Source organism: Halorussus litoreus (assembly GCF_003382685.1).
In the GTDB taxonomy this organism is placed as follows: Archaea; Halobacteriota; Halobacteria; order Halobacteriales; family Haladaptataceae; genus Halorussus; species Halorussus litoreus.
In genome coordinates this window covers 16,778-36,801 of record NZ_QLVG01000056.1, presented here as the reverse complement: position 1 = coordinate 36,801, position 20,024 = coordinate 16,778, and the positions used below count along the sequence as shown (strand labels likewise).

Annotated in this window: 17 protein-coding genes; 8 read left to right on the top strand and 9 right to left on the bottom strand. The window is 67.1% G+C overall.

Features of this window, described 5'->3' with window-relative positions; all coding sequences use genetic code 11:
* The 3 genes from DPQ64_RS15845 to DPQ64_RS15835 all read left to right on the top strand — a co-directional run.
* Positions 1–1,169 (top strand): class I adenylate-forming enzyme family protein (locus DPQ64_RS15845; RefSeq protein WP_157971750.1); only part of this gene is annotated, 1,169 nt, incomplete at its 5' end.
* Between the two features lie 497 nt (positions 1,170–1,666).
* Entirely contained in the window at positions 1,667–1,933 is a 267-nt protein-coding gene (locus DPQ64_RS15840) for a hypothetical protein (protein WP_115865284.1), read from the top strand.
* A 25-nt stretch (positions 1,934–1,958) separates the two neighbouring features.
* Positions 1,959–2,303 carry a helix-turn-helix transcriptional regulator gene (locus DPQ64_RS15835; RefSeq protein ID WP_115865283.1) on the top strand — a complete coding sequence of 115 codons (345 nt, stop codon included), beginning with the start codon at positions 1,959–1,961 and terminating at the stop codon, positions 2,301–2,303.
* Positions 2,304–2,430: 127 nt separating this feature from the next.
* Here the strand turns inward: DPQ64_RS15835 and DPQ64_RS15830 are convergent, their stop codons facing one another.
* Positions 2,431–4,050 (bottom strand): YegP family protein, encoded by a 1,620-nt coding sequence (locus DPQ64_RS15830; protein WP_115865282.1) that lies wholly within the window; start codon positions 4,048–4,050, stop codon positions 2,431–2,433.
* A gap of 168 nt (positions 4,051–4,218) precedes the next feature.
* On the opposite strand from DPQ64_RS15830, the gene DPQ64_RS15825 reads away from it, so the two are divergent.
* Positions 4,219–5,247, top strand: coding sequence for an LLM class flavin-dependent oxidoreductase (locus DPQ64_RS15825; protein WP_115865281.1), 1,029 nt, complete (start codon positions 4,219–4,221; stop codon positions 5,245–5,247).
* A gap of 323 nt (positions 5,248–5,570) precedes the next feature.
* Here DPQ64_RS15825 and gatA read toward each other — a convergent pair whose 3' ends face one another.
* Together gatA and gatC are read right to left on the bottom strand one after the other, a co-directional pair.
* Positions 5,571–6,845, bottom strand: coding sequence for an Asp-tRNA(Asn)/Glu-tRNA(Gln) amidotransferase subunit GatA (gatA, locus tag DPQ64_RS15820; RefSeq protein WP_115865280.1), 1,275 nt, complete (start codon positions 6,843–6,845; stop codon positions 5,571–5,573).
* An 18-nt stretch (positions 6,846–6,863) separates the two neighbouring features.
* Complete coding sequence (gene gatC, locus DPQ64_RS15815; protein WP_115865279.1) at positions 6,864–7,142, bottom strand: Asp-tRNA(Asn)/Glu-tRNA(Gln) amidotransferase subunit GatC; 279 nt, start codon at positions 7,140–7,142, stop codon at positions 6,864–6,866.
* Between the two features lie 301 nt (positions 7,143–7,443).
* On the opposite strand from gatC, the gene DPQ64_RS15810 reads away from it, so the two are divergent.
* Both DPQ64_RS15810 and DPQ64_RS15805 read left to right on the top strand, forming a co-directional pair.
* Positions 7,444–8,454 (top strand): transcription initiation factor IIB, encoded by a 1,011-nt coding sequence (locus DPQ64_RS15810; protein ID WP_115865278.1) that lies wholly within the window; start codon positions 7,444–7,446, stop codon positions 8,452–8,454.
* Between the two features lie 85 nt (positions 8,455–8,539).
* Positions 8,540–9,016 (top strand): NUDIX domain-containing protein, encoded by a 477-nt coding sequence (locus DPQ64_RS15805; protein WP_115865277.1) that lies wholly within the window; start codon positions 8,540–8,542, stop codon positions 9,014–9,016.
* Between the two features lie 311 nt (positions 9,017–9,327).
* On the opposite strand, the gene DPQ64_RS15800 is transcribed toward DPQ64_RS15805, so the two are convergent.
* The 4 genes from DPQ64_RS15800 to DPQ64_RS15785 form a co-directional block, all read right to left on the bottom strand.
* Positions 9,328–10,521 (bottom strand): asparagine synthase C-terminal domain-containing protein, encoded by a 1,194-nt coding sequence (locus DPQ64_RS15800; protein ID WP_394338836.1) that lies wholly within the window; start codon positions 10,519–10,521, stop codon positions 9,328–9,330.
* A gap of 56 nt (positions 10,522–10,577) precedes the next feature.
* The gene (locus DPQ64_RS15795; RefSeq protein WP_115865275.1) at positions 10,578–11,261 is read right to left on the bottom strand and encodes a PHP domain-containing protein; all 684 of its coding nucleotides are present in this window, start codon (positions 11,259–11,261) and stop codon (positions 10,578–10,580) included.
* A gap of 754 nt (positions 11,262–12,015) precedes the next feature.
* A complete protein-coding gene (locus tag DPQ64_RS15790) occupies positions 12,016–13,209 on the bottom strand; it encodes an iron-containing alcohol dehydrogenase family protein (RefSeq protein ID WP_198662162.1) in 1,194 nt (397 codons plus the stop codon).
* A gap of 132 nt (positions 13,210–13,341) precedes the next feature.
* Positions 13,342–14,787 (bottom strand): aldehyde dehydrogenase family protein, encoded by a 1,446-nt coding sequence (locus DPQ64_RS15785; RefSeq protein ID WP_115865273.1) that lies wholly within the window; start codon positions 14,785–14,787, stop codon positions 13,342–13,344.
* Between the two features lie 170 nt (positions 14,788–14,957).
* On the opposite strand from DPQ64_RS15785, the gene DPQ64_RS15780 reads away from it, so the two are divergent.
* On the top strand, positions 14,958–16,289 hold the full coding sequence (locus tag DPQ64_RS15780) for a glutamine synthetase family protein (protein ID WP_115865272.1): 1,332 nt from the start codon (positions 14,958–14,960) through the stop codon (positions 16,287–16,289).
* Here DPQ64_RS15780 and DPQ64_RS15775 read toward each other — a convergent pair.
* Positions 16,286–17,011 carry a helix-turn-helix domain-containing protein gene (locus DPQ64_RS15775; protein WP_115865271.1) on the bottom strand — a complete coding sequence of 242 codons (726 nt, stop codon included), beginning with the start codon at positions 17,009–17,011 and terminating at the stop codon, positions 16,286–16,288. The genes DPQ64_RS15780 and DPQ64_RS15775 overlap by 4 nt on opposite strands.
* 428 nt (positions 17,012–17,439) lie before the next feature.
* Here DPQ64_RS15775 and purL point away from each other — a divergent pair, with 428 nt between their 5' ends.
* Positions 17,440–19,689 (top strand): phosphoribosylformylglycinamidine synthase subunit PurL, encoded by a 2,250-nt coding sequence (purL, locus tag DPQ64_RS15770; protein WP_115865270.1) that lies wholly within the window; start codon positions 17,440–17,442, stop codon positions 19,687–19,689.
* Positions 19,690–19,790: 101 nt separating this feature from the next.
* Here the strand turns inward: purL and DPQ64_RS19335 are convergent, their stop codons facing one another.
* Positions 19,791–19,961, bottom strand: coding sequence for a DUF7550 family protein (locus tag DPQ64_RS19335; RefSeq protein WP_198662161.1), 171 nt, complete (start codon positions 19,959–19,961; stop codon positions 19,791–19,793).
* Between the last annotated feature and the right edge of the window lie 63 nt (positions 19,962–20,024).

Here is a 20,024-nt window from a genome sequence, read left to right as displayed (position 1 = left end):
CGGCGGCCGGCGAGCCGGCCGCCGCGAGCCCAGCAACCGATGGTGCAGCAACTGGCCCTTCCTTCCCGGCAGAGTGGTCCCGGTCGGACACGCAGGCGCTGCTGTTCACCTCCGGCACCACGGGCGACCCCAAGGCGGTCGAGCTGACGACGGGCAACTTCCTCGCGAGCGCGACCGCCTCGGCGTTCCGGCTGGGCGTGACCCCCGACGACCGCTGGCTGCTCTGCCTGTCGATGTACCACATGGGCGGGCTGTCGGTGGTTCTCCGGTCGGCGCTGTACGGCACCACCGTCGTTTTGCAGGAGGGCTTCGACGCGGGCGCGGCCGTCGACGCCATCGCGAAGTACGAGGTCACCGGCGTCTCGCTCGTGCCGACGATGCTCCGCCGGATGCTCGACGTTTCGGACGGAGCCTCGGACGATGCCGCGAACGATACGGGACTCGCCGACTCCCTCCGCTTCGTTCTGCTGGGCGGCGCGCCAACCCCGGACGACCTCCTCGCGCGCTGTGAATCGTCCGGCGTGCCGGTCCACCCGACCTACGGCATGACCGAGACGACCTCCCAGATCGCCACGGCGCGACCCCACGAGGCGTTCGCGCACCGCGGGACCGTGGGACGGCCGCTCCTGTGGACCGACGTGACCGTGGTCGGTGACGATGGCTCGCCAGTCGAACCGGGCGAGATCGGCGAACTCGCCGTCTCGGGACCGACGGTGATGGCTGGCTACTACGGGAATCCGGATGCGACCGCGGACGCCTTCGGCGAGTACGGCTTGCGGACGGGCGACGTGGGCTACCGCGACGAGGACGGACGGCTCTGGGTGCTCAACCGCCGCGAGGACCGCATCGTCACCGGCGGGGAGAACGTCCATCCCGGCAAAGTGGTCGAGGCCCTGCGCGAACACCCGGACGTGCGCGACGCGGCCGTGGTTGGCCTCGACGACGACGAGTGGGGCGAGCGAATAGGGGCGCTGGTGGTCCCAGAGTCGGGAGCGAGTGTGTCAGAGAAGGCGGTGGTCGACCACTGCCAAGGTCGGCTCGCGGGCTTCGAACGTCCTCGGACGGTCGCGTTCGCCGACGAACTCCCGCGAACGGCCTCGGGAACCGTCGAGCGCGAGGCGGTGCGCGAGATTCTTCGGAAGTCTGTCGGTGGTGAGGACGGGAGTTGAGGTGGCGAAGTGGCTGGTTGTGGGCGCGCTGAAGTGTGGTTTTAGTGGCGGTGCTATGTGGTCTCCGTGGCTCAAGCAGTCGTTCGCTCGTTGGAATCGTCGGTTCACAGTGATGAGTCGGAGTGTTCTTCCGATTCGCCACCGCAAGGAGAAGAGAATTCTGAAGCTATCTATCGCTTGAGCCTCGGCGTGACCGCAACCGCACCGCAACCGCGACCGCACCGCACCTCGTCCTCCCCAGCCTCCTGCGTTGCTCGCTTCGCTGCGCTACTCGTCCCTCGCGCGTTTTGGCGCGACACGGAGGTCGCGCCCGCACGCGCCGAGTGGAAGGTCGAACGAGCGCACGCCCAGTGACCGTTTCACCGGCCCGCGCATTTCGATAGGTTGTCCTTCCCGAGAGCCATCTGATTTCCGAACGAGCGAACCGGGCTTCACCGGCCACGAAATCCCCGCGAACAGCCACGAAGCTTTAGCACTGCTGGCCCCTGGTCACCCCCGTGTGTACGCTGGTCCTCGCGTGGCGGGTGTTCGCTGACGCTCCGATAGCCGCCGCGGCGGTCATGCGCGACCACGATCTGGGCACCTGCGTCCTCGGGACCGACTTCGGCACCCGGTCGTCGTCGCTGATTGCCGTGGGCGCGGACGGCGACGCTCGCTACTGGTTCGCCGACGGGCGGCCCTGCGAGACCGAATACGATGTGGTCGACAGTGGGGGCGACCCCGTCGATGAGAGCGAAACCGACGACGCGGACGGTCAGATTTAAACGGTCGCCGGTCCGAGAGTACCGCATGGCAGTATCCGAGGAGGACCTCAGCGAGGAGGAGTACGCCGGCCTCGAACTCGTGCGCGAGAGCGGCGGCATCCACCAGAGCGACTTCTGGAAGGAGATGGGCGTCGACTCCCGGAAGGGGAGCCGCATCGTGGAGTCGCTCGACGAGAAGGAGCTGGTCCAGCGCGAGGAGACCGTCTACAACGGTCACAACACCTACCTCATCACGCCCGCGGCCCGCGACCTTGACTTCTCGCTACTGATGGCCGGGGACATGCTGTCGCCGTTCATCGGCGAGGAGGAGATCGACGCCGAGAGCGACGCCTTCTCGCAGTGGATCATGAATCTGGCGTACAGCGAGTAAGTTCACCCTCTCTTTCCCGCTTCTCCACTTTCATCTTTCCCGCTTCTCCACTTCCGTCTTTCCCGCCTCTCCACTCTCTTTGCTTTCTCTCTCGAAAATATAGTCTGGGGCAGAAGCGCCGCCGAATCTAGACTTGCGTCTCCTGCTCGTCTTCCTCGACGACCGGCGTGTTCGGCGCGTTGCGCTTCACGCTGTCGACGCCGTCCACGGCTCCCGAGCGGTCGCTGTACCCCTCGCCGCCGGTGGCGAGGATGGTACCGTTGCGGTGGCGAAGCCGCCAGCGGTACTCGCCCGCGGCGTCCTCGTACACCTCGACGGCGGCCTCGCCCACCGTCAGGGTGTCGGCGTCCGGGACGTAGCCCCGCACGCGCTCGACCGCCTCGGTCGCGCCCGAGCGGTCGCTGTACCCCTGCCCGCAGTCCGCGACGATCTCGTCGTTCGAACTCACGAGTCGCCAGCGATAGTCGCCACCAGCGTCCTCGTACACCTCGAAGCGTGCGCCGGAGTCGGCGTCGACCTCGGCGGACTCGGCGGTCGCGGTGACGCTCTCGACCGCGCGGCGGGCGTTCGAGCGCGAGGCGTACCCCTCGCCCGAGTCGGCCAGAATTCGGCCGTTCCGGTGGACCAACCGCCAGCGGTACTCGCCCGCGGCGTCCTCGTACACCTCGAACGCGGTCGGATCGAATTCGAGGTAGTCGGCCGGACCGACGTGCGTGCGCACCGAGTCGAGGCCGTTGCGCGCGGCCGACTTCGAGGAGAACCCGCGGGCCGCCGCCGCGATGATCTCGCCGTTGTCGTGGCGGAGTCGCCAGCGGTACTCGTCGGCGTCGTCGCGGTACAGCTCGAAGGTCGCTTGCGGGTCTTCGAGCACCGGTTCGGGCTCGGGCTCGGGTTCCTCCTCGTCGCGGATCCAGCGCACCTCCGCGCCGAGCGAGTTGCGCTTCACGCTCCGCATCCCGCGCCGGGCGTTGCGGTCGCTCGCGTAGCCCTCGCCGCCGGTCGCGATGATGTTGCTGTTCCGGTGGATCAGCCGCCAGCGCCACTCGCTGGCCTTGTCCTTGTACACCTCGAACGTCGCGCTGCTGTCGTGGAGTCGCTCGAGGTGTGCCTCGGCGTCGGCCCGCGCCTCGTCGCGTTCCTCCGCGGCTACCTCGCTGGCCGTCCGGGCCATGTCGAAGTCGGCTTCGAGTTCTTCGATGCGCTCCTCGCGGTCGTCGAGCTTCTCGCGGAGCCGTTCGACCTCCTCACCGCGCTCGGTGGCGTCGGAGCGGGCGGCGACGAGCGCCTCCTCGGCGGCCGCACGGGCGCGGCTCTGCCCGACGACGACGGGTGCGACGACGCCGGAGACGGCGACGATGCCGATTCCGGCGGTGTACAGCAGGACGACGTTCGTGGTCGCCGAGCGGCCGAGTTCCCAGTTGCCGGGGTAGACGGACGTGAACCACGCGACCGCAGCCACGGCGAGCGCGGCCCCGAGGTAGACGAGCAGTTTCGCGCGCCGGTTGAACGACTGGCCGACGACGAGGCCCGTCACCGCGCCCGTCAGTCCGAGCCCCGAGAGCGCGATGGCGAGTTCCCGCGTAGTGCTGATCCCGTCGGTCGTCAGCATCGCGAGAACCCCGATAGCTCCCAGTACGACGCCGGCAACGAACAGCCAGTAGCCGTACGCCTCGTCGTTCGTGAGCGGTTCCCCGAACCGGTCGGCGTACGTTCGAATCAGCGCGTTGTCGCCACTTTTAGTTGACATCTATTATTTGTTACTCATCGGAGGGTCTTGAAGGTTGACAATCATGGGATAAATGATAGAAGTCGGTGAAAATCGTTCTTCGCTGCGGGAGTTCAGTCGAAAGATGGCGAACTGACGTGGAACTGCTGGTAGCCAAACCGTTTTGCCTCGCAGTCTCCGAGTCCGAGTATGGAACTCTCCATCGTCGACCTCTCACCGGTTCCAGACGGCGGGACCGCGACCGACGCGTACGCCAACACCGTCGAGATCGCCCAGCAGGCCGAACAGCTCGGTTACTCGCGAGTCTGGGTCGCCGAACACCACGGCATGGCCGACACGCTCGCCGGAACGACGCCCGAGGTGCTGCTCGGCCACCTCGCGGCCGGGACCGATTCGATCCGGCTCGGCTCCGGCGCGGTCCTGCTCAACCACTACAGCCCGTTCAAGGTCGCCGAGCAGTTCGGCGCGCTCGACGCGCTCGCGCCGGGGCGCATCGACGCCGGACTGGGCCGGGCGAACGGCTCGCCGGCCGTCGACCGCGCGCTCGGGACCGACCGCCGCGTCCAGAACCCCGACGAGGACCACACAGAGAAGATCGAGGCCGTAGCGAACCACCTGTACGACGACTACCCCGAGAGCCACCCCTACAGCGACATCGAGATCCCGCGTTCTGGTGAGGAGCCGCCGGTGCCGTGGGTGCTCGGATCGAGCCCGTCGAGCGCGGCCATCGCCGGGAAGCTCGGCCTGCGATTCTGCTTCGCGGCGTTCATCCGGCCGCAGTTCGCGACACACGCCTTCGAGGAGTACCGCGAGCAGTTCCAGCCGTCAAAGCTTTCGGGCGGCATCGACGAACCGCAGGGGATGATCGCCGCGAACGCCATCGCCGCCGAGACCGACGAGGACGCCGCCCGGCTCCGCGCGGTGGCCGAGGCGTCGTACAAGCGCATGCAGCGCGGCGAGGTCGGCACCCGTCCATCGGTTGAGGAGGCCATCGACGAACTCGGCGGCGTTCCCGATCCCACGCCGGCCACGCTCGACGCCGACGAGTGGCCGCGGGCCATCTCTGGGAGTCCGGAGACGCTCGACGGACTGCTAAATCAACTCGCCGACCGCGTCGGCGTCGACGAGGTGATGATTCAGCACGTCGTCGGCGACCACGAGGATGCGCTGCGCTCGCACGAACTGCTGGCGGAAGGCGTCGGGCTCACGCCGCGCTGAGTGTGGTTCTACGGCTGTGCTCGGTGAGCTGACCGGCCTTATGGCGGACTGAAAGGGCGAGGGCGCTCGCGTTTATCCTGGTCGTTTCAGCGCGGCCCTATGTGGCGCGCGCAGAACTGCGCGCGCCACATATCCCGCTGAACGACCGCGAGTTCTGTCGGAGACAAGCTCCGACGCCGACGGACCCGTCCGTCGAACCTGCGTTCGCGGCGCTCACGCAGACAACGTCACACTCGCTTCGCTCGCGTGACCGCGCCGAGGGCTTTCGATGACTCCTCGTCAGTTCTACTGTCCCATCAGAACCCCGCAAGAAGTGAATTCGTTCAGTTCTCGACCGCACTTCCGACGCGAATAATCTCGTCCTCACCGAACGCCGGGCCGACGAACTGGATGCCGACTGGCCCACCGTCCACTTCGCCCGCCGGAACCGAGATCGCGGGCAGGTCGGCCAGATTCACGGGAACCGTGTTCGCGTCCGCGAGGTACATCTGGAGCGGGTCGTCCAGGCTCTCGCCCTGCTCGAACGGCGGGACTGGCATCGTCGGACTCGCCAGCACGTCCACCGACTCGAACGCCTCGTCGAAGTCCTGCTTGACCCACGCCCGGGCGTCCTGAGCCTGCTTGTAGTACTTGTCGTGGTAGCCGGCCGAGAGCGCGTAGGTGCCCAGCAGGATGCGGCGCTTGACCTCCTCGCCGAACGCCTCGCGGGACCTGCTGAACGCCTCGTTCCAGTTGCCCTCGAAGCCGCCCGACGTGCCGAACCGGACCCCGTCGAAGCGCGCGAGGTTCGAGGACGCCTCGGACATCGCGATGACGTAGTACGCCTCCACGGCGTGCTCGATGGAGGGCAACGACACGTCCTCGACGGTCGCGCCCTGCGCGCGGAGGTCGTCGAGGGCGTCCTCGAAGCGTTCGCGGACGCCCTCGTCCGCGCCCTCGACGAGTTCCGTGGGGACACCAATCGTGGTGCCGTCCAGGTCGCCGGTCGCCGCGCTGGCGTAGTCAGATTCTGCTCCCTCCTGTCTGGTTGTTGCATCGTTCTCGTCCGGGCCGCTAATCACGTCGAGCAGTTCGGCGGCTTCCGCGACCGTCGGCGCGAGCGGGCCGATCTGTTCGAGGCTGTTGGCGTAGGCCACGAGGCCGTACCGGGAGACGAGGCCGTAGGTGGGCTTGATGCCGACGACGCCGCAGAACGCCGCGGGGTTGCGGACCGACCCGCCGGTGTCCGAGCCCAGCGCGAGGTCGGCCTCGCCCGCGGCGACCGCGGCCGCGCTGCCGCCGGACGAGCCGCCCGGAACCCGACCCGGCGCGGCGGGATTTTCTGTTGGTCCGAACGCAGAGGTCTCCGTGGTCGAGCCCATCCCGAACTCGTCCATGTTGGCCTTGCCGACGATGGTCGCGCCCGCTTGCTTCAGCTCCTCGACCACCGTGGCGTCGTACGGCGGGACGTAGTCGTCGAGCATCTCGGAGCCGCAGGTGGTGCGAACGCCCTCGGTGCTGATGTTGTCCTTGACCGCGACGGTCCTGTCCGCGAGAGGGCCGTCCGACTCGCCCTCGATTGTCTCCTCCGTGACGAAGATGTTGTAGTCTGCGCTCATGCGTGAATCCTCCAGAAGTTACGAGACGTTCGGTCCCTTGAAGTAGCCGTCCTCGGTCTCGGACGCGTTCGCCAGCGCCTCCTCCTGGGTCAGCGAGTCGCGCACCTCGTCTGCGCGCATCACGTTCACGAGGTCGGCCTCGCGGTCGACTTCCGGCACTTCCTCGAGCGTCTCGAAGTAGTCGAGGATGTCCGCGAACTGGTCGGTGAACCGCTCGACCTCCTCGTCGTCGAGGCCGACGCGAGCGAGGTCGGCCACGTGGCGGACCTCCTCCGGACCGGGGGACGTGTCGCTCATACCGGGTACAACCCGTGGGCCGGCGGTAAGGGTTTCGATACCACCGCTGACCCCGCCAGCCTTCTATTCTCATATAAAAGATTGGTGAATCGAGCAGTCCGGTAGGGCGGGCAAAATAGAAGGTACAACCGGCAAGACCGGTCGAAGTCGACCGAAGCGCGAACGCGGCCTGTTACCGAGGACGCCACAGTATTTAAGTTGGTTCGGGCGCTAGAACGTATCGTCTTCTGACCGACCTTCGGAGCGGCCCGACTGCAGCACATTCCACCATCTGCCTATAGCTATCCGACGAACTCCCACAATGACCGACACACGAACTCGAGATCGGAACGACGAACGAACGGCCGACGAAACGGAGCGCAAACACCACTCGGAACGCGAGGGCGAATCCGAGCAGGAAGCAGAGCGCGAACAGAACCGCTGTCCGGAGTGCGGGAGCCGACTCGCCACCGACGACGAGCGCGGCGAGACCGTCTGCACCGAGTGCGGCCTCGTCGTCTCCGAGGACCAGATCGACCCCGGCCCGGAGTGGCGCGCGTTCGACGCCGCCGAGAAGGACGAGAAGTCCCGCGTGGGCGCACCGACGACGAACACGATGCACGACAAGGGGCTGTCGACCAACATCGGCTGGCAGGACAAAGACGCGTACGGCAACTCGCTGGGCGCGCGCCAGCGCGAGAAGATGCAGCGCCTGCGCAAGTGGAACGAGCGCTTCAGGACGCGCGACTCAAAAGAGCGGAATCTGAAGCAGGCGCTCGGCGAGATCGACCGGATGGCCTCCGCGCTCGGCCTCCCGGACAACGTCCGCGAGACCGCGTCGGTCATCTACCGGCGCGCGCTCGACGAGGACCTCCTGCCCGGCCGCTCCATCGAAGGGGTCGCCACGTCGGCGCTGTACGCCGCGGCGCGGCAGGCCGGCACGCCGCGGAGCCTCGACGAGATCACCAACGTCTCGCGCGTCGACAAGGACGAGATCGCGCGAACGTACCGCTACGTGGTCCGCCAACTGAATCTGGAGATCAAGCCCGCCGACCCGAAGAGCTACGTCCCGCGGTTCGTCTCGGACCTGGGCGTCTCCGAGGAGGTCGAGCGCCGCGCTCGGGACCTGCTCGACACCGCGACCGAGAAGGGCATCCACAGCGGCAAGTCGCCGGTCGGTCTCGCCGCCGCCGCCGTCTACGCCGCCGCGCTGCTCAGCAACGAGAAGGTGACCCAGAGCGAGGTCAGCGAGGTCTCGGACATCAGCGAGGTCACCATCAGAAACCGCTACCACGAACTCCTCGAAGCGAAGGAAGATACTATCGCGCCCTGAATTCCTGTTTTTGTCGCGGTCGTCCGAACCGAGTAGCCGACCCGGAACCGTAACCGGAAAGCCCCTCGTCTCGCTTGCTCAGAGCATGGAGACGACCCGCCACTTTACCGCGACGGTGTACGCCGTCCACGACGGCGCGCTCGCCCTGCACCACCACGACCGCCTCGACAAGTGGGTCGCGCCCGGCGGGCACGTCGACCGCGACGAACTCCCGCGGGAGGCGGCCCGCCGCGAGGTCCGCGAAGAGATCGGCCTCGACGTGGACCTGCTCGAACCCGAGACGAACGTCGACGCTGAGTCCGGTAAGGAGCTACCGCCCGCCGAGCACGTGATGCTGTTCGACGTGAACGTGCATCCCGACGGTGAGGTGGGTCACCAGCACATCGACTTCGTGTACTTCGGGGAGGTGGAGGGTCGTGAAATCGCGCCGGAGGGCCACGATGAGGCGACTGCCGAGGCGTGGGAGTGGTTTACGTCTGCGGAGCTTCGTGCGAGCGACGAAATCGAGACGGAGGTCGTCGAGTTGGGTGTCGAGGCTATCGAGAAGGTGGCGGAATATTAGTCCGGGAATTCGGGAGTTCTCTGTGGTCTTTCGTAGTTTTTTGATTGTCTGTCTTCGAGAATTCGGAGTTGAACGTGGCGAGGAAGCCATCTATTGCTTGCGCCTCGGCGTGAACGCACCGCGACCGCGGGCCGCAGACCTCCCCAGCCTCCTGCGGTCCTCGGTCTCCGCGTTGCTCCGACCTGCAGTCCTCGTCCCTCGCACGCTTTGCGCGGCGCACGAGAGCGCCGCGCAGCGTGCGCCGGTGGGTTTGCGTAATGGAGCGCGGTGTGGATAGGATAATCGAGCGCGGCCTCCCATCACCTCGACCCTCACTCGACGCGCGATTCGACGAATTGCGAGACGTGGTCGTCCATCCGGCGCTTGAACCCGGCCTGCCGGGCCAGCCGGTCGAGTTCGCGTGCGACCAGACTCCCGTACTGGACCGCCTTCTTCTCGCGGAACGCCACCGGGTCGGGGACGAACTCGCGGGCCGCCAACCGGAGCGCCGCCTTGCGCTCACCACGGGAGTCGACCAGCAGGTCGCCCGGCAGCCGGAGCGCGGCGCGGACCACCCGGTCGTCGAGCAGCGGTGCAACCGGCTCGACCCCGGCGTCGCGGAGCGCGAGCACGTCTCGCTCGATCTGGCCGGGCAGGCTCCGGACCATCTCGCGGGCGGCCCCGCGGACGGTCTCGGCCGCGACGCGCGGGTCCTCGGGCGCGCGGGCGACCTTGGCGTACCCGCCGAACAGTTCGTCCGCGCCCTGTCCCACGGCGAGCCGGTCGAAGCCGTCCGCGGCGGCGCGCTCTGCCGCGAGATAGAGCGGAATCGCGATCTGAACGTCCATCGCGTTCGTCCGGCCGGTCGCACGGGCGACCGTCGGCACCGCGCGCTCGACGTCTCTGGCGTCGAGTTCCACGACCCGCAGGTCGTCCTCGCGGTCCATCAGCCGGGCAGCGCGCCGCGCGGCCGCCACGTCGTGGCTGTCGGGGAAGCCGACCACGTAGAGGGGCGCGTCGAACGCACTCGCGACTACTGCCGAGTCGACCCCGCCGGAGAACGCGACCGCCAGCCCGTCAACGCCGACCGCGTCGAGGCTCGCGCGGAGGGAATCTCGGACTCGCTGGACCGCTTCGTCGTCGCGCTCGAACTGGTCTGGGTCGGGGAGCGAGAGCAGCTGTTCGGAGTTCGAGTCTCCGGCAGAGTCCCCAACAGCGAGAACGTGGCCCGCGGGAAGCGATTCGGGGGCGGCGAGGTCGTGGGGCGAGAACGACCAACTGGCGTCTGCCGTGGCCGACTCGCCTCGCTCCACGAAGATCGGCTGGCGACCCAGCACGTCGCGGACGAGGCGACCGTCGGGAAGCCGCCCGGCGAATCCGCGGACTGCTGGCTCGCTCGCGCCCGCGTCTGCGGGCGCGAGCGAGCCAGCAGTCCGCTCGTCCGGACGTAGGTCCGCCCTCGCGCCCGGCAGCGGGTTTCCCTCCGCGACCGCTCGCTCGACGAGTTCGACCGGCACGCCACGGATTCTGGCAGCGCTTTCGGCCTGCGAGTGGTCGCTTTCCTTCGATTCGTCGTCGGGCATCACCAGAAGCTCGCCAGGCGGTTCTTCACGCGGCGCTTGGCCCCGCCCGCGGCCTGCCGGAAGCTAACGTGCCACGGGGTGCGCTTGCCCTCGACGCTGGTCCGACCGTCGAGGATGGCGTCGAGCACCGCCTCGGCGGTCGGCTCGTCGGCGTCGATGAGCGTGACCGCCTGTCCGACCATCTCGCTGATGTGGGCGTCGCTGCCCGCGGTCTGGGGCAGGCCGTGGCGCTCGGCGAACCGCCGGGCCTTCCGGTTGCCCCGGCCGGTCAGCAGCCGGGAGTTGTACACCTCGATGGCGTCGGCCTCGGTGAGTTCCTCCTCGCCGATCTTCGCCATCACGCCGCTCCGGGACTTCTGGAACGGGTGGGGTACGACCGCGACGCCGCCCTGCTCGCGGATGCGGTCGAGCGTCTCGACGAACGACAGCCCCGCGGGGACCCGCTCGCGCACGCCCAGCGCGAGCACGTGACCCGCTGCGGAACTCACCTCCATCCCCGGAATCCCGACGAGCCCGTAGTCGGCGGCCTTCGCCGCGGCGTCGAGGCTCGCGTCGATCTCGTCGTGGTCGGTGATCGCCAGCGCGTCCAGCCCGACGGCGGCGGCCTGCTCCAGCAGCAGGTCGACGTCGTCCCGACCGTCGTACGACAGCGACGAGTGGGCGTGAAGCTCGACCGATAGCACGGGTGATGGTTCGGATGGGGGTGGCAAAAACGCCCCGGTCTGGGAGTACGGCCTGTCCAAATACGGGAGGACCAATAAGTATAAGTTTACTATACTACTACCCGAATTGGCGAAAAGGTCTCTCGACAGGCCCCTCAGTTGAAAACTCGAATATCGAGCGGCCAGAACTGCCAAGCGATTCACATACACTGAACCCCCGTACTCAACACACCATGCCCCTTAGTAATATTAAAAAAGCAACTATTGTCCTTTCAGTAGCCATTCTTGCTTTTATCCTAGTTCCGACTCTATTCTTCCCGAAGGCTTCCTGCTTATCTACCGGCCCGCATTACTATTATTGTCGCCTTGAAAACATACCCACATTACTCGTCCTACTCGTTGCGATTCTTGGTTTGCCAATCGTCACGTGGATGATCGATCCCCAGTGAAGTCGTTGGGAGAAACAAAGAATAGTAACTAAAGATGACGAGACGATAACTGACCCAGTAGAGCCTGCAATCCTCGACACCGAATCACGTTCGGAAGGCGTGTATCTAGCAGTAGAAACTCGCTTCGGAACCACGCGCTCGTCGTCTAACGGGCCAGACGAGCACCTAGATCACGTCGTCACTGCGTATTATCTCGCTTCGGCTACCGAGACGTACCGGACTGAAAACAAGAATGCCGACCCTCGGAATGGAACGTCCCTCGACTGCTGATACTCCCTCGGCCACGACTACGACGTGTTTTCAAACCGGAACGAGTCGCGTTCGCCTCAGAGCACGCTGTCGTACCGGAACTCGCCCGCGAAGGCGTTTTCGAGAATCTCTTCGAGGTCCTCCCGCTCCGTCGTCCGCGGGTTCCCGGTCAGGCTCCCGTCGTCGAGCGCCTGTTCGGCAAGCTCCGGAATCGCGTCGGCCTCGGCGTCGGTCGCGGCGAGGGTCTCCGGGATGCGGACCGACTCGGCGAGGCGTCGCGTCGCGCGGACGGCCTTGTACGCCTCCACGCTGGCGGGCTTCGACCGGTCGACGTCCTCACCGAGCGCTTCCGCGACCTCGACCAGCAGTTCGGGGACCTGCGGCAGGTTGTACTCCATCACGTACGGCAGCACGATGGCGTTCGCGAGTCCGTGTGGGACGCCGAACTTCCCGCCGATCTGATGGGAGATGGCGTGGACAGCGCCGAGTCCCGCGCCGTTGAACGCCATCCCGGCTTGCGTGCTCGCCCGCGCCATCTTCGAGAGCGCCTCGCGGTCGCCGCCCCGGTACTCGACCGCGCGGGGCAGATACCGACCGACCTTCTCTATGGAGTCGAGCGCGAGCGCGGAGGTCTGGCTCTGGGCCTTGATGGAGACGTACGCCTCGACCGCGTGGGTGAGCACGTCCATCCCGGTCGCGGCCTTGACCGGTTCGGGCGCGCTGGCGGTCAGCTCCGGGTCCACGACCGCGAGGTCGGCGAGCAGTTTCACGTCGCCGATCTCCTCCTTGACGTTCGTCTCGGCGTCCTTCACGATGGTCCAGTGGCCGACCTCGCTGCCGGTCCCGGCGGTCGTGGGGACGTAGACGGTCGGCGGGAGTTCGTCCGAGACGTTGCCGCTTCCCTTGTAGTCGAGGATGCCGCCGTCGTTCGTCGCGAGGATGGCGGTGGCCTTCGCGGTGTCAATGGACGACCCGCCGCCCACGCCGAGGACGAGATCGGCGTCAGCCTCGTGGTAGGCCGCGGCCGCCTCGTGGACTACCTCGTCCGTCGGGTCCGGTTCGACGCCGGCCCACACCTCGTAGGTCTTCCCGGCGTCGTCTATCGATTCGAGCAGCGGGTCGAGGACGCCGGCCGCTTCGACTCCCGAGTCCGTCACGACGAGCGCTCGCTCGGCGTCGAACTCCGCTATGTACTCGCCGACCTGCTCGACGCTCCCCCAGCCGAACAGCACCCGGTTCGGGACGTTCCACATCTGGATATCTCGGGTCATGGTTCGATTCGAATATTTCGTGTCATGGTTCGGTTCGTTCGTGCGCACCTTCGCGCTTCGACCCAACGCCGTTCTGTCTCACATCTGCGGTCGCTTAAATCACTGCGGCGCGGGCGACCCCGCTGTCGCCGATCAGTACGGGTCGTCCACGTCGTCGAACTCGACCACGACGCTGTCGACGGTCGTGAACGCGTCGACGCCTTCGAGGCCGCCCTCGCGCCCGATGCCGCTCTCCTTGTTGCCGCCCCACGGGCTCTGGGGCATCGACACCGGGAACGTGTTGACGCCGACGAGGCCGTGGTCGAGCCGATCGGCCAGTTGCGTGGCGTCGAGGTGCTCCGTCCAGAGCGCCGCCGCGAGCGCGTACGGCGAGTCGTTGGCGACCGAGATCGCCTCCTCGACCGATTCGACCGAAACGATGGCGAGCACCGGCCCGAAGATCTCCTCGCACGCGACGGTCATCTCCGGGGTCACGTGGTCGAACACGGTCGGTTCCACGAAGTGGCCGTCCGCGAGTTCGGGGTCGTCGGGGACCCCGCCGCCGGTCAGCAGCGTCGCGCCCTCCTCGCGCGCGGACTCGACGTAGTCCAGAACCGTGGCCTGCGCATCCCGGGAGATGACCGGTCCCATGTCGGTCGCGGAATCGGTCCCCTGCCCCAAGGCGATTCGCTCGGTCTTCTCGACCACCTTCTCGACCAGTTCGTCGTGGACCGACTCGTGGACGAGACACCGCGAGGTGGCGACACAGTTCTGCCCAGCGTTCGAGAAGATGCCGGCGACGACGCCCCGCGCGGCGTTCTCCACGTCGGCGTCGGGGAGGACGATGGCCGGGGCCTTCCCACCCAGTTCGAGGTCGACGTGTGTCACGTTGTCCGCGGCCGACGCGAGGACCCGCTTGCCGACCTCGGTCGATCCGGTGAACGTGATCGCATCCACGTCGGGGGTCGAAGACAGTTCAGCGCCGACCGACGAGCCCGGTCCCGGAACGACGTTCACGACGCCGTCCGGGAACTCCTCGACGAGGATGTCGCCGACCAGCATCGTGGTCAGCGGTGCGTGGCTCGGCGGTTTGGCGACCACGGTGTTGGCCGTCGCGAGCGCGCTCGCGAACCCGCGGGTGCCGAGCAACAGGGGGTAGTTCCACGGGACGACGTGGGCCGTGACGCCGTAGGGAACCCGCTTGGTGTAGTTCAGCCGGTTCGAGGCGGTCGGGATGGTGTCGCCCCGAACCTTGTCGACCGCGCCCGCGTAGAACCGGAACTGGGCGACCGTCTCGGCGACTTCTCCCTCGGCCGTCGAGAGACACTTTCCGGTTTCCCGGGAAAGCAGTCCGGCGATTTCGTCCGCGCTCTCCTCGATTCGGTCTGCGGTCGCGCGAAGCGCCGACTCGCGCGTTGCGGGCGCGCTGTCGGCCCACTCGCGGCGCACCGAGTGTGCCGCCTCGATGGCGTCGCTCGCGTCCTCGGCGTCGCCCTTCGCTACCTCACCGATTATCGCCCCCGTCGCGGGGTCTTCGACTGGAATTGTGTCCGAGGTCCCCCGGCGTTCGCCGTCGATCAGCAGGTCGTACGAGTCCATGCCCCATCACGGTCGACAGGGTCGCCTAAGTGTTATCCAGTGGATTTGGGGGTGTTTATACGTGCCGGCGGGAGGGAATGGCGTCCCTTCGCTCACGCAGGCACTCATAACCACTCGCAGATGTGCGGGCAAATCGTATAGTCCGGCACGTTCTTCCACCCGGTATTCCGATGAGCGCTCTCTCCGACTACGACCGGGCGCGGCTGATATGGACCGACATCAACGGCGTGGGGCGCGGCATCGCGCTGCCGGCGGCGGAAGCCGAGCACGCGCTCGAGGAGGGCGTCGGGTTCGCGAACGGCGTCGCCGAACTCACGCTCGAACCGGACCTGCTCGACGACCCGAAGTACGGCGCGGAGGGCGGGGACATGCTGGCCGTTCCGGACCCCGAGTCGGTACGGCCGGTCGAGTGGGCTGACGGGACGGCCGCGGTGTTCGCGAGTTTGACGAACGTCGACGGCACGCCGTTCGACCTCTGCGCGCGGACCGCGCTCGAACGCGTCGTCGAAGACCTCCGCTCGGAGGGGTTCGAGCCGTTCGCGGGCGTCGAACTGGAGTTCTCGGTCATGACCGAGGACGAGGACGGCGACTGGGTCCCGTTCAACGATCGGAGTTCCTACGACCTCGACGCTCTCGACTCGGGAGCGGGGCTGATCGAGGACTGGCGCGCAGCGATGGAAGCCGCCGGCCACCGCGTGCTCGGCATCCACCAGGAGTCCCAGCCCGGCCAGTACGAACTCAACGTCGAGTACGACGGCGCGGTCTCGATGGCCGACGGCATCGTCTTCGCGCGGCACATGCTCAAGTCTACCACGCGCGACCGCGGGCACAAGGCGTCGATGATGCCCCGGCCGTACACAGGCGAGGACGCAAACGGGATGCACTACCACCTCAGCCTCTGGGACGCCGACGAGTCCGAGAACCTGTTCGCCAGCGACACCGACGACGTGGAGTTCCCAGCAGGCAAACATCCCGCGGGCGAGTCCGGCCTGTCCGAGACCGGCCGCCACTTCGTCGGCGGGCTGCTCGACCACATGAAGGCGTTGACGGCCATCTGCGCGCCGACGGTCAACTCATACAAGCGGCTGGTCCCCGGCATCTGGGCACCCGTCAACATCGCGTGGGGGCCCGACAACCGCTCGACGGTGCTGCGGCTCCCGCCGGAACTCGGCCCGGCGACGCGGATCGAACACCGAGTTCCCGACTCCGCGTGCAATCCGTACCTCGGACTCGCTGCCTCGCTCGCGGCGGGACTGGACGGCATCCGGAACGAGACCGACCCCGGCGAGCCGACCATGGAGAACGCCTACGAGGAGGACTACGAGATGCTTCCCCGGACGCTGTGGTCCGCGCTCGACCATCTGGACGGCGACGACGTGCTGCGGGAGGCGCTGGGCGAGTCGCTCGTCGACGAGTTCCTGAAGCTCAAGCGCGACGAGTTCGACCGCTCGATGGGCCACACCTCCGACTGGGAACGCGAGGAGTACCTCGACGAGTTCTAACTGCGCTCGCCCTGCTCGGCCGTCTTCTCCGGGTCGCCAAGCATGGTCGCGACGCCGTTCAGAATCTTCGCCTCCGACCGGCGGAGGTGCTCGCCGACGGTGGACATGTTCGCCGAGTCGAGCTCGGCCAGTTCCTCGATGTTGCACGACCGGGGGGAGTCGTAGTACCCCTCCTCGATGGCGAGCGAGAGCAACTCGCGCTGTCGCGGCGAGAGGTTCTGGACCGCCTCCTTGAGCTCCGTCAGCCCGGTGAGCAGCCGGTCGGTGTTCGGCTGGCGGAGCGCTTCCACGTCGACCGAGCCCAGCTCCTGAAGCTCCTCGTGGGTCCGGCTCACCTCCTCGTGGCTCGACACGAGGACGTTCCAGTTCTCGCGCCCGCGGATCACCGTCGCGGGAACCGTCGGGAAGGCGTTGTTCCGGAGCAACACGTTCAGCACCGGCTCGGTATCGGTGTCGTAGTCGCCTTCGAGGCTGACGAACGCCCTCCCGCGGTCGGCGTCGTAGCTCACCAGCCGGCTCGCGTTCATCACGGGGTGGTCGGCGAGCCAGTCGACCAGTTCGTCGATGGTCCCGTCGTCGACGCCGTTGACCTCGATCATGGTGATGCTCGTGCCGGTGAGCCGGTACGAGTGGAGGATAGTCGCCGTGACGTCGGGGAAGACCGCGTTGACGCTCTGGGTCCAACAGCCGTCGTGTTCGATTGAGAAGGTGTATTCCAGCATCGTGAGCCCGGTGTCGCAGTTACTGCGGGGTTCGGAGGGAGTCCACATAGGGCTGTCGAGGTGGGCAACGCTGACCAGCGGGTCGAATCGGGTCGAGGCACTCTCCGAGGAAACCCATTTTCAACGGCTGAATCGCCGGATTTTGCTCGAGCCAAGCAGCCGCGGAGGGTCCCGGAACTCCAGAGGGGAAATTACAGCGGCGAGCGACATATTTCGTATATCGAAATATAATTTATGAGTTGGCCTGTGGACGCCGAGATCAGTACGATGTCAAGTTTTGTTGATTATGTACTTTGAAATGGAGCGATTTTGGTGACGAAGCAGTCGGATTTCCCGCCGACGCTCCCGATTCACTCTCCACCGACCGATGTATCCACGTCCCTGCACATGGAAAGGCATTAATCCGCGCTGTCTGTACAGGAGAGTGAATGAGTCTCTCCGAGTCCGACCGCGAACTCGTGGTCGCCGAACTCGGCCGGGAGCCGACCCCCGCCGAGGCGGCGCTGTTCGAGAACCTCTGGAGCGAACACTGCGCGTACCGCTCGTCGCGACCGCTCCTGTCGGCGTTCGATTCGACGGGCGAGCAGGTCGTCGTCGGCCCCGGCGACGACGCCGCAGTCGTGGAAGTCGCGGATGGTGACGAATCGTCGCAAGGCGACGCTTCGTCTTCGTCGCAAAGCGACGCTACCTACATCACGATGGGCGTCGAGAGCCACAACCACCCGTCGTTCGTGGACCCCTACGACGGCGCGGCCACCGGCGTGGGCGGCATCGTCCGCGACACGCTGTCGATGGGCGCGTACCCCATCGCGCTGGCCGACTCGCTGTACTTCGGGGACTTCGACCGCGAGCACTCCCGCTACCTGCTAGAGGGCGTCGTGGAGGGCATCTCGGACTACGGCAACTCCATCGGCGTCCCCACGGTGGCCGGGAGCACGGTGTTCCACGACGACTACGAGGGCAACCCGCTGGTCAACGTGGCCTGCGTGGGCCTCCTGGACGCCGACAGGCTCGTCACCGCCGACGCGAAGGAACCCGGGAACAAGCTCGTCCTCGTGGGGAACGCGACCGGGCGCGACGGCCTCGGCGGCGCGAGCTTCGCCAGTGAGGACCTCTCGGAGGACGCCGAGACCGAGGACCGGCCTGCAGTACAGGTCGGCGATCCCTACACCGAGAAGCTGCTCGTCGAGGCCAACGAGGCGCTGATCGACCGCGACCTCGTGGAGGCCGCCCGTGACCTCGGTGCTGCGGGTCTCGGCGGCGCGACCAGCGAGATGGTCGCGAAGGGCGGCCTCGGCGCGGAGATCGAACTGGAGCGGGTCCACCAGCGCGAGCCGAACATGAACGCCCTCGAAATTCTGCTCGCCGAGTCCCAGGAGCGGATGGCCTACGAGGTCCGACCCGAGAACGTCGAGGCGGTCGAGCAGGTCGCCGAGAAGTACGACCTCGGCTGCTCGGTCATCGGCGAGGTGACCGACGGGAACTACGTCTGCACTTTCGATAGCGAGGCGAACGCCTCGGAAAAGCCGACCGAGGAGCGAGGCGACTCGGGAAGCCGAGAAACGGTCGTCGACGCCGACGCGGAGTTCCTCGGCGACGGCGCGCCGATGAACGACCTCGACTCCGTGGAGCCGACCCAGCCCGAGCGCAACCTTCCGGACGCCGATTTGCGCGAGGCGTTCGAGGCCGTGATCGGGAGTCCGAACACTGCGAGCAAGCGCTGGGTGTACCGCCAGTACGACCACGAGGTGCAGGTCCGGACCGCGACCGGACCGGGCGACGATGCGGCGGTGCTCGCGCTACGAGAGGCCGAAAAAGGTCTCGCTATCTCCTCGGGCGCGGACCCGAACTGGACCACCGCCGCGCCGTACGACGGTGCGCGCGCGGTCGCGCTGGAGAACGCCACTAACCTCGCCGCGAAAGGCGCGACGCCCCTTGCAGCGGTCGACTGCCTCAACGGCGGCAACCCCGAAAAGCCCGAGGTGTACGGTGGTTTCAAGGGAATCGTCGATGGCCTCGCGGACATGTGCCGGGAACTCGACGCGCCGGTCGTCGGCGGGAACGTCTCGCTGTACAACGACTCGCCCTCGGGACCGATTCCACCGACGCCCACGCTGGCGATGACCGGCACGAAGGAGGGGTACGACGCCCCACCCGCGGCTGTCTCCGGAGAGGGAACGCTGCTCGTCGTCGGCGGAATCGGTATCACGGGCGGCTCTGGCCACGACGAATCCGCTCTCGGCGGCTCGGAGTACCTCGCGCAGATAGGCGGGAGCGACCGGTTCCCCCGACTGCCGGAGAACCCCGGCGAAGTCGTCGAAGCGCTCGCCGCGGTCGCCGACCAGTCCGCGACGCGGGCGGTCCACGACGTGAGCCACGGCGGCCTCGCGGTCGCGCTCGCGGAGATGGTCACCGGCGAGGCGGGCCTGACGGCCGAAATCGAAGGTGAGGGGACGCAGGCGGAACTCCTGTTCACCGAGAGGCCCGGCCGCGCTGTCGTGGAGACGACCGACCCCGATTCGGTCCGCGAGCGCTTCGCAGGCGTCGCACCGGTCGCAGACATCGGGCGGGCCGACGACTCGGGCGCGCTCGACCTGACGGTCGGCGAGGAGACGCTGACCTACGACGCAGCCGAAATCGCGGAACTGCGGGACGTGCTGGCTCGCGAACTGGACTGAACTCCGACTCGGTCTCTGCGCCAGTTGCTCACCGCTGCGGAGCCGAGGGAAAATAAAGCACTTCTCGCGATACGGTTCCTTCGAGTAGAGTTCCGGGACCGTTACGCCGCGACGAGCGGCAGGACGAACGCTACAGCGAGCCCGATAGCGAGGACCACGGTACCCAGCCCGACCTGTCGCATCGAGTAGTGCTGCATCGGCGAGGTCACGCGGTCCAGTCCCTCCACGTCGTGTCCGTGTTCGACGTCTTCGTGGTCGTCGTGGTCGTCCATACCGAGAGCTTCCCGCGCCTCCCACTTAAGCGCAACCAAACCTAAGCGGTCAGAGGCCGTCGT

Bases quoted from the DNA above. Each gene is read 5' to 3' on its own strand.
- DPQ64_RS15835 (WP_115865283.1), top strand. From the start codon at position 1,959: ATGGCAGTATCCGAGGAGGACCTCAGCGAGGAGGAGTACGCCGGCCTC.
- gatA (WP_115865280.1), bottom strand. From the start codon at position 6,845: ATGAGCGCAGACTACAACATCTTCGTCACGGAGGAGACAATCGAGGGC.
- DPQ64_RS15780 (WP_115865272.1), top strand. From the start codon at position 14,958: ATGAGCGCTCTCTCCGACTACGACCGGGCGCGGCTGATATGGACCGAC.
- gatC (WP_115865279.1), bottom strand. From the start codon at position 7,142: ATGAGCGACACGTCCCCCGGTCCGGAGGAGGTCCGCCACGTGGCCGAC.
- DPQ64_RS15775 (WP_115865271.1), bottom strand. From the start codon at position 17,011: ATGCTGGAATACACCTTCTCAATCGAACACGACGGCTGTTGGACCCAG.
- DPQ64_RS15805 (WP_115865277.1), top strand. From the start codon at position 8,540: ATGGAGACGACCCGCCACTTTACCGCGACGGTGTACGCCGTCCACGAC.
- DPQ64_RS15810 (WP_115865278.1), top strand. From the start codon at position 7,444: ATGACCGACACACGAACTCGAGATCGGAACGACGAACGAACGGCCGAC.
- DPQ64_RS15790 (WP_198662162.1), bottom strand. From the start codon at position 13,209: ATGACCCGAGATATCCAGATGTGGAACGTCCCGAACCGGGTGCTGTTC.
- DPQ64_RS15825 (WP_115865281.1), top strand. From the start codon at position 4,219: ATGGAACTCTCCATCGTCGACCTCTCACCGGTTCCAGACGGCGGGACC.
- DPQ64_RS19335 (WP_198662161.1), bottom strand. From the start codon at position 19,961: ATGGACGACCACGACGACCACGAAGACGTCGAACACGGACACGACGTG.
- DPQ64_RS15785 (WP_115865273.1), bottom strand. From the start codon at position 14,787: ATGGACTCGTACGACCTGCTGATCGACGGCGAACGCCGGGGGACCTCG.
- DPQ64_RS15830 (WP_115865282.1), bottom strand. From the start codon at position 4,050: ATGTCAACTAAAAGTGGCGACAACGCGCTGATTCGAACGTACGCCGAC.
- purL (WP_115865270.1), top strand. From the start codon at position 17,440: ATGAGTCTCTCCGAGTCCGACCGCGAACTCGTGGTCGCCGAACTCGGC.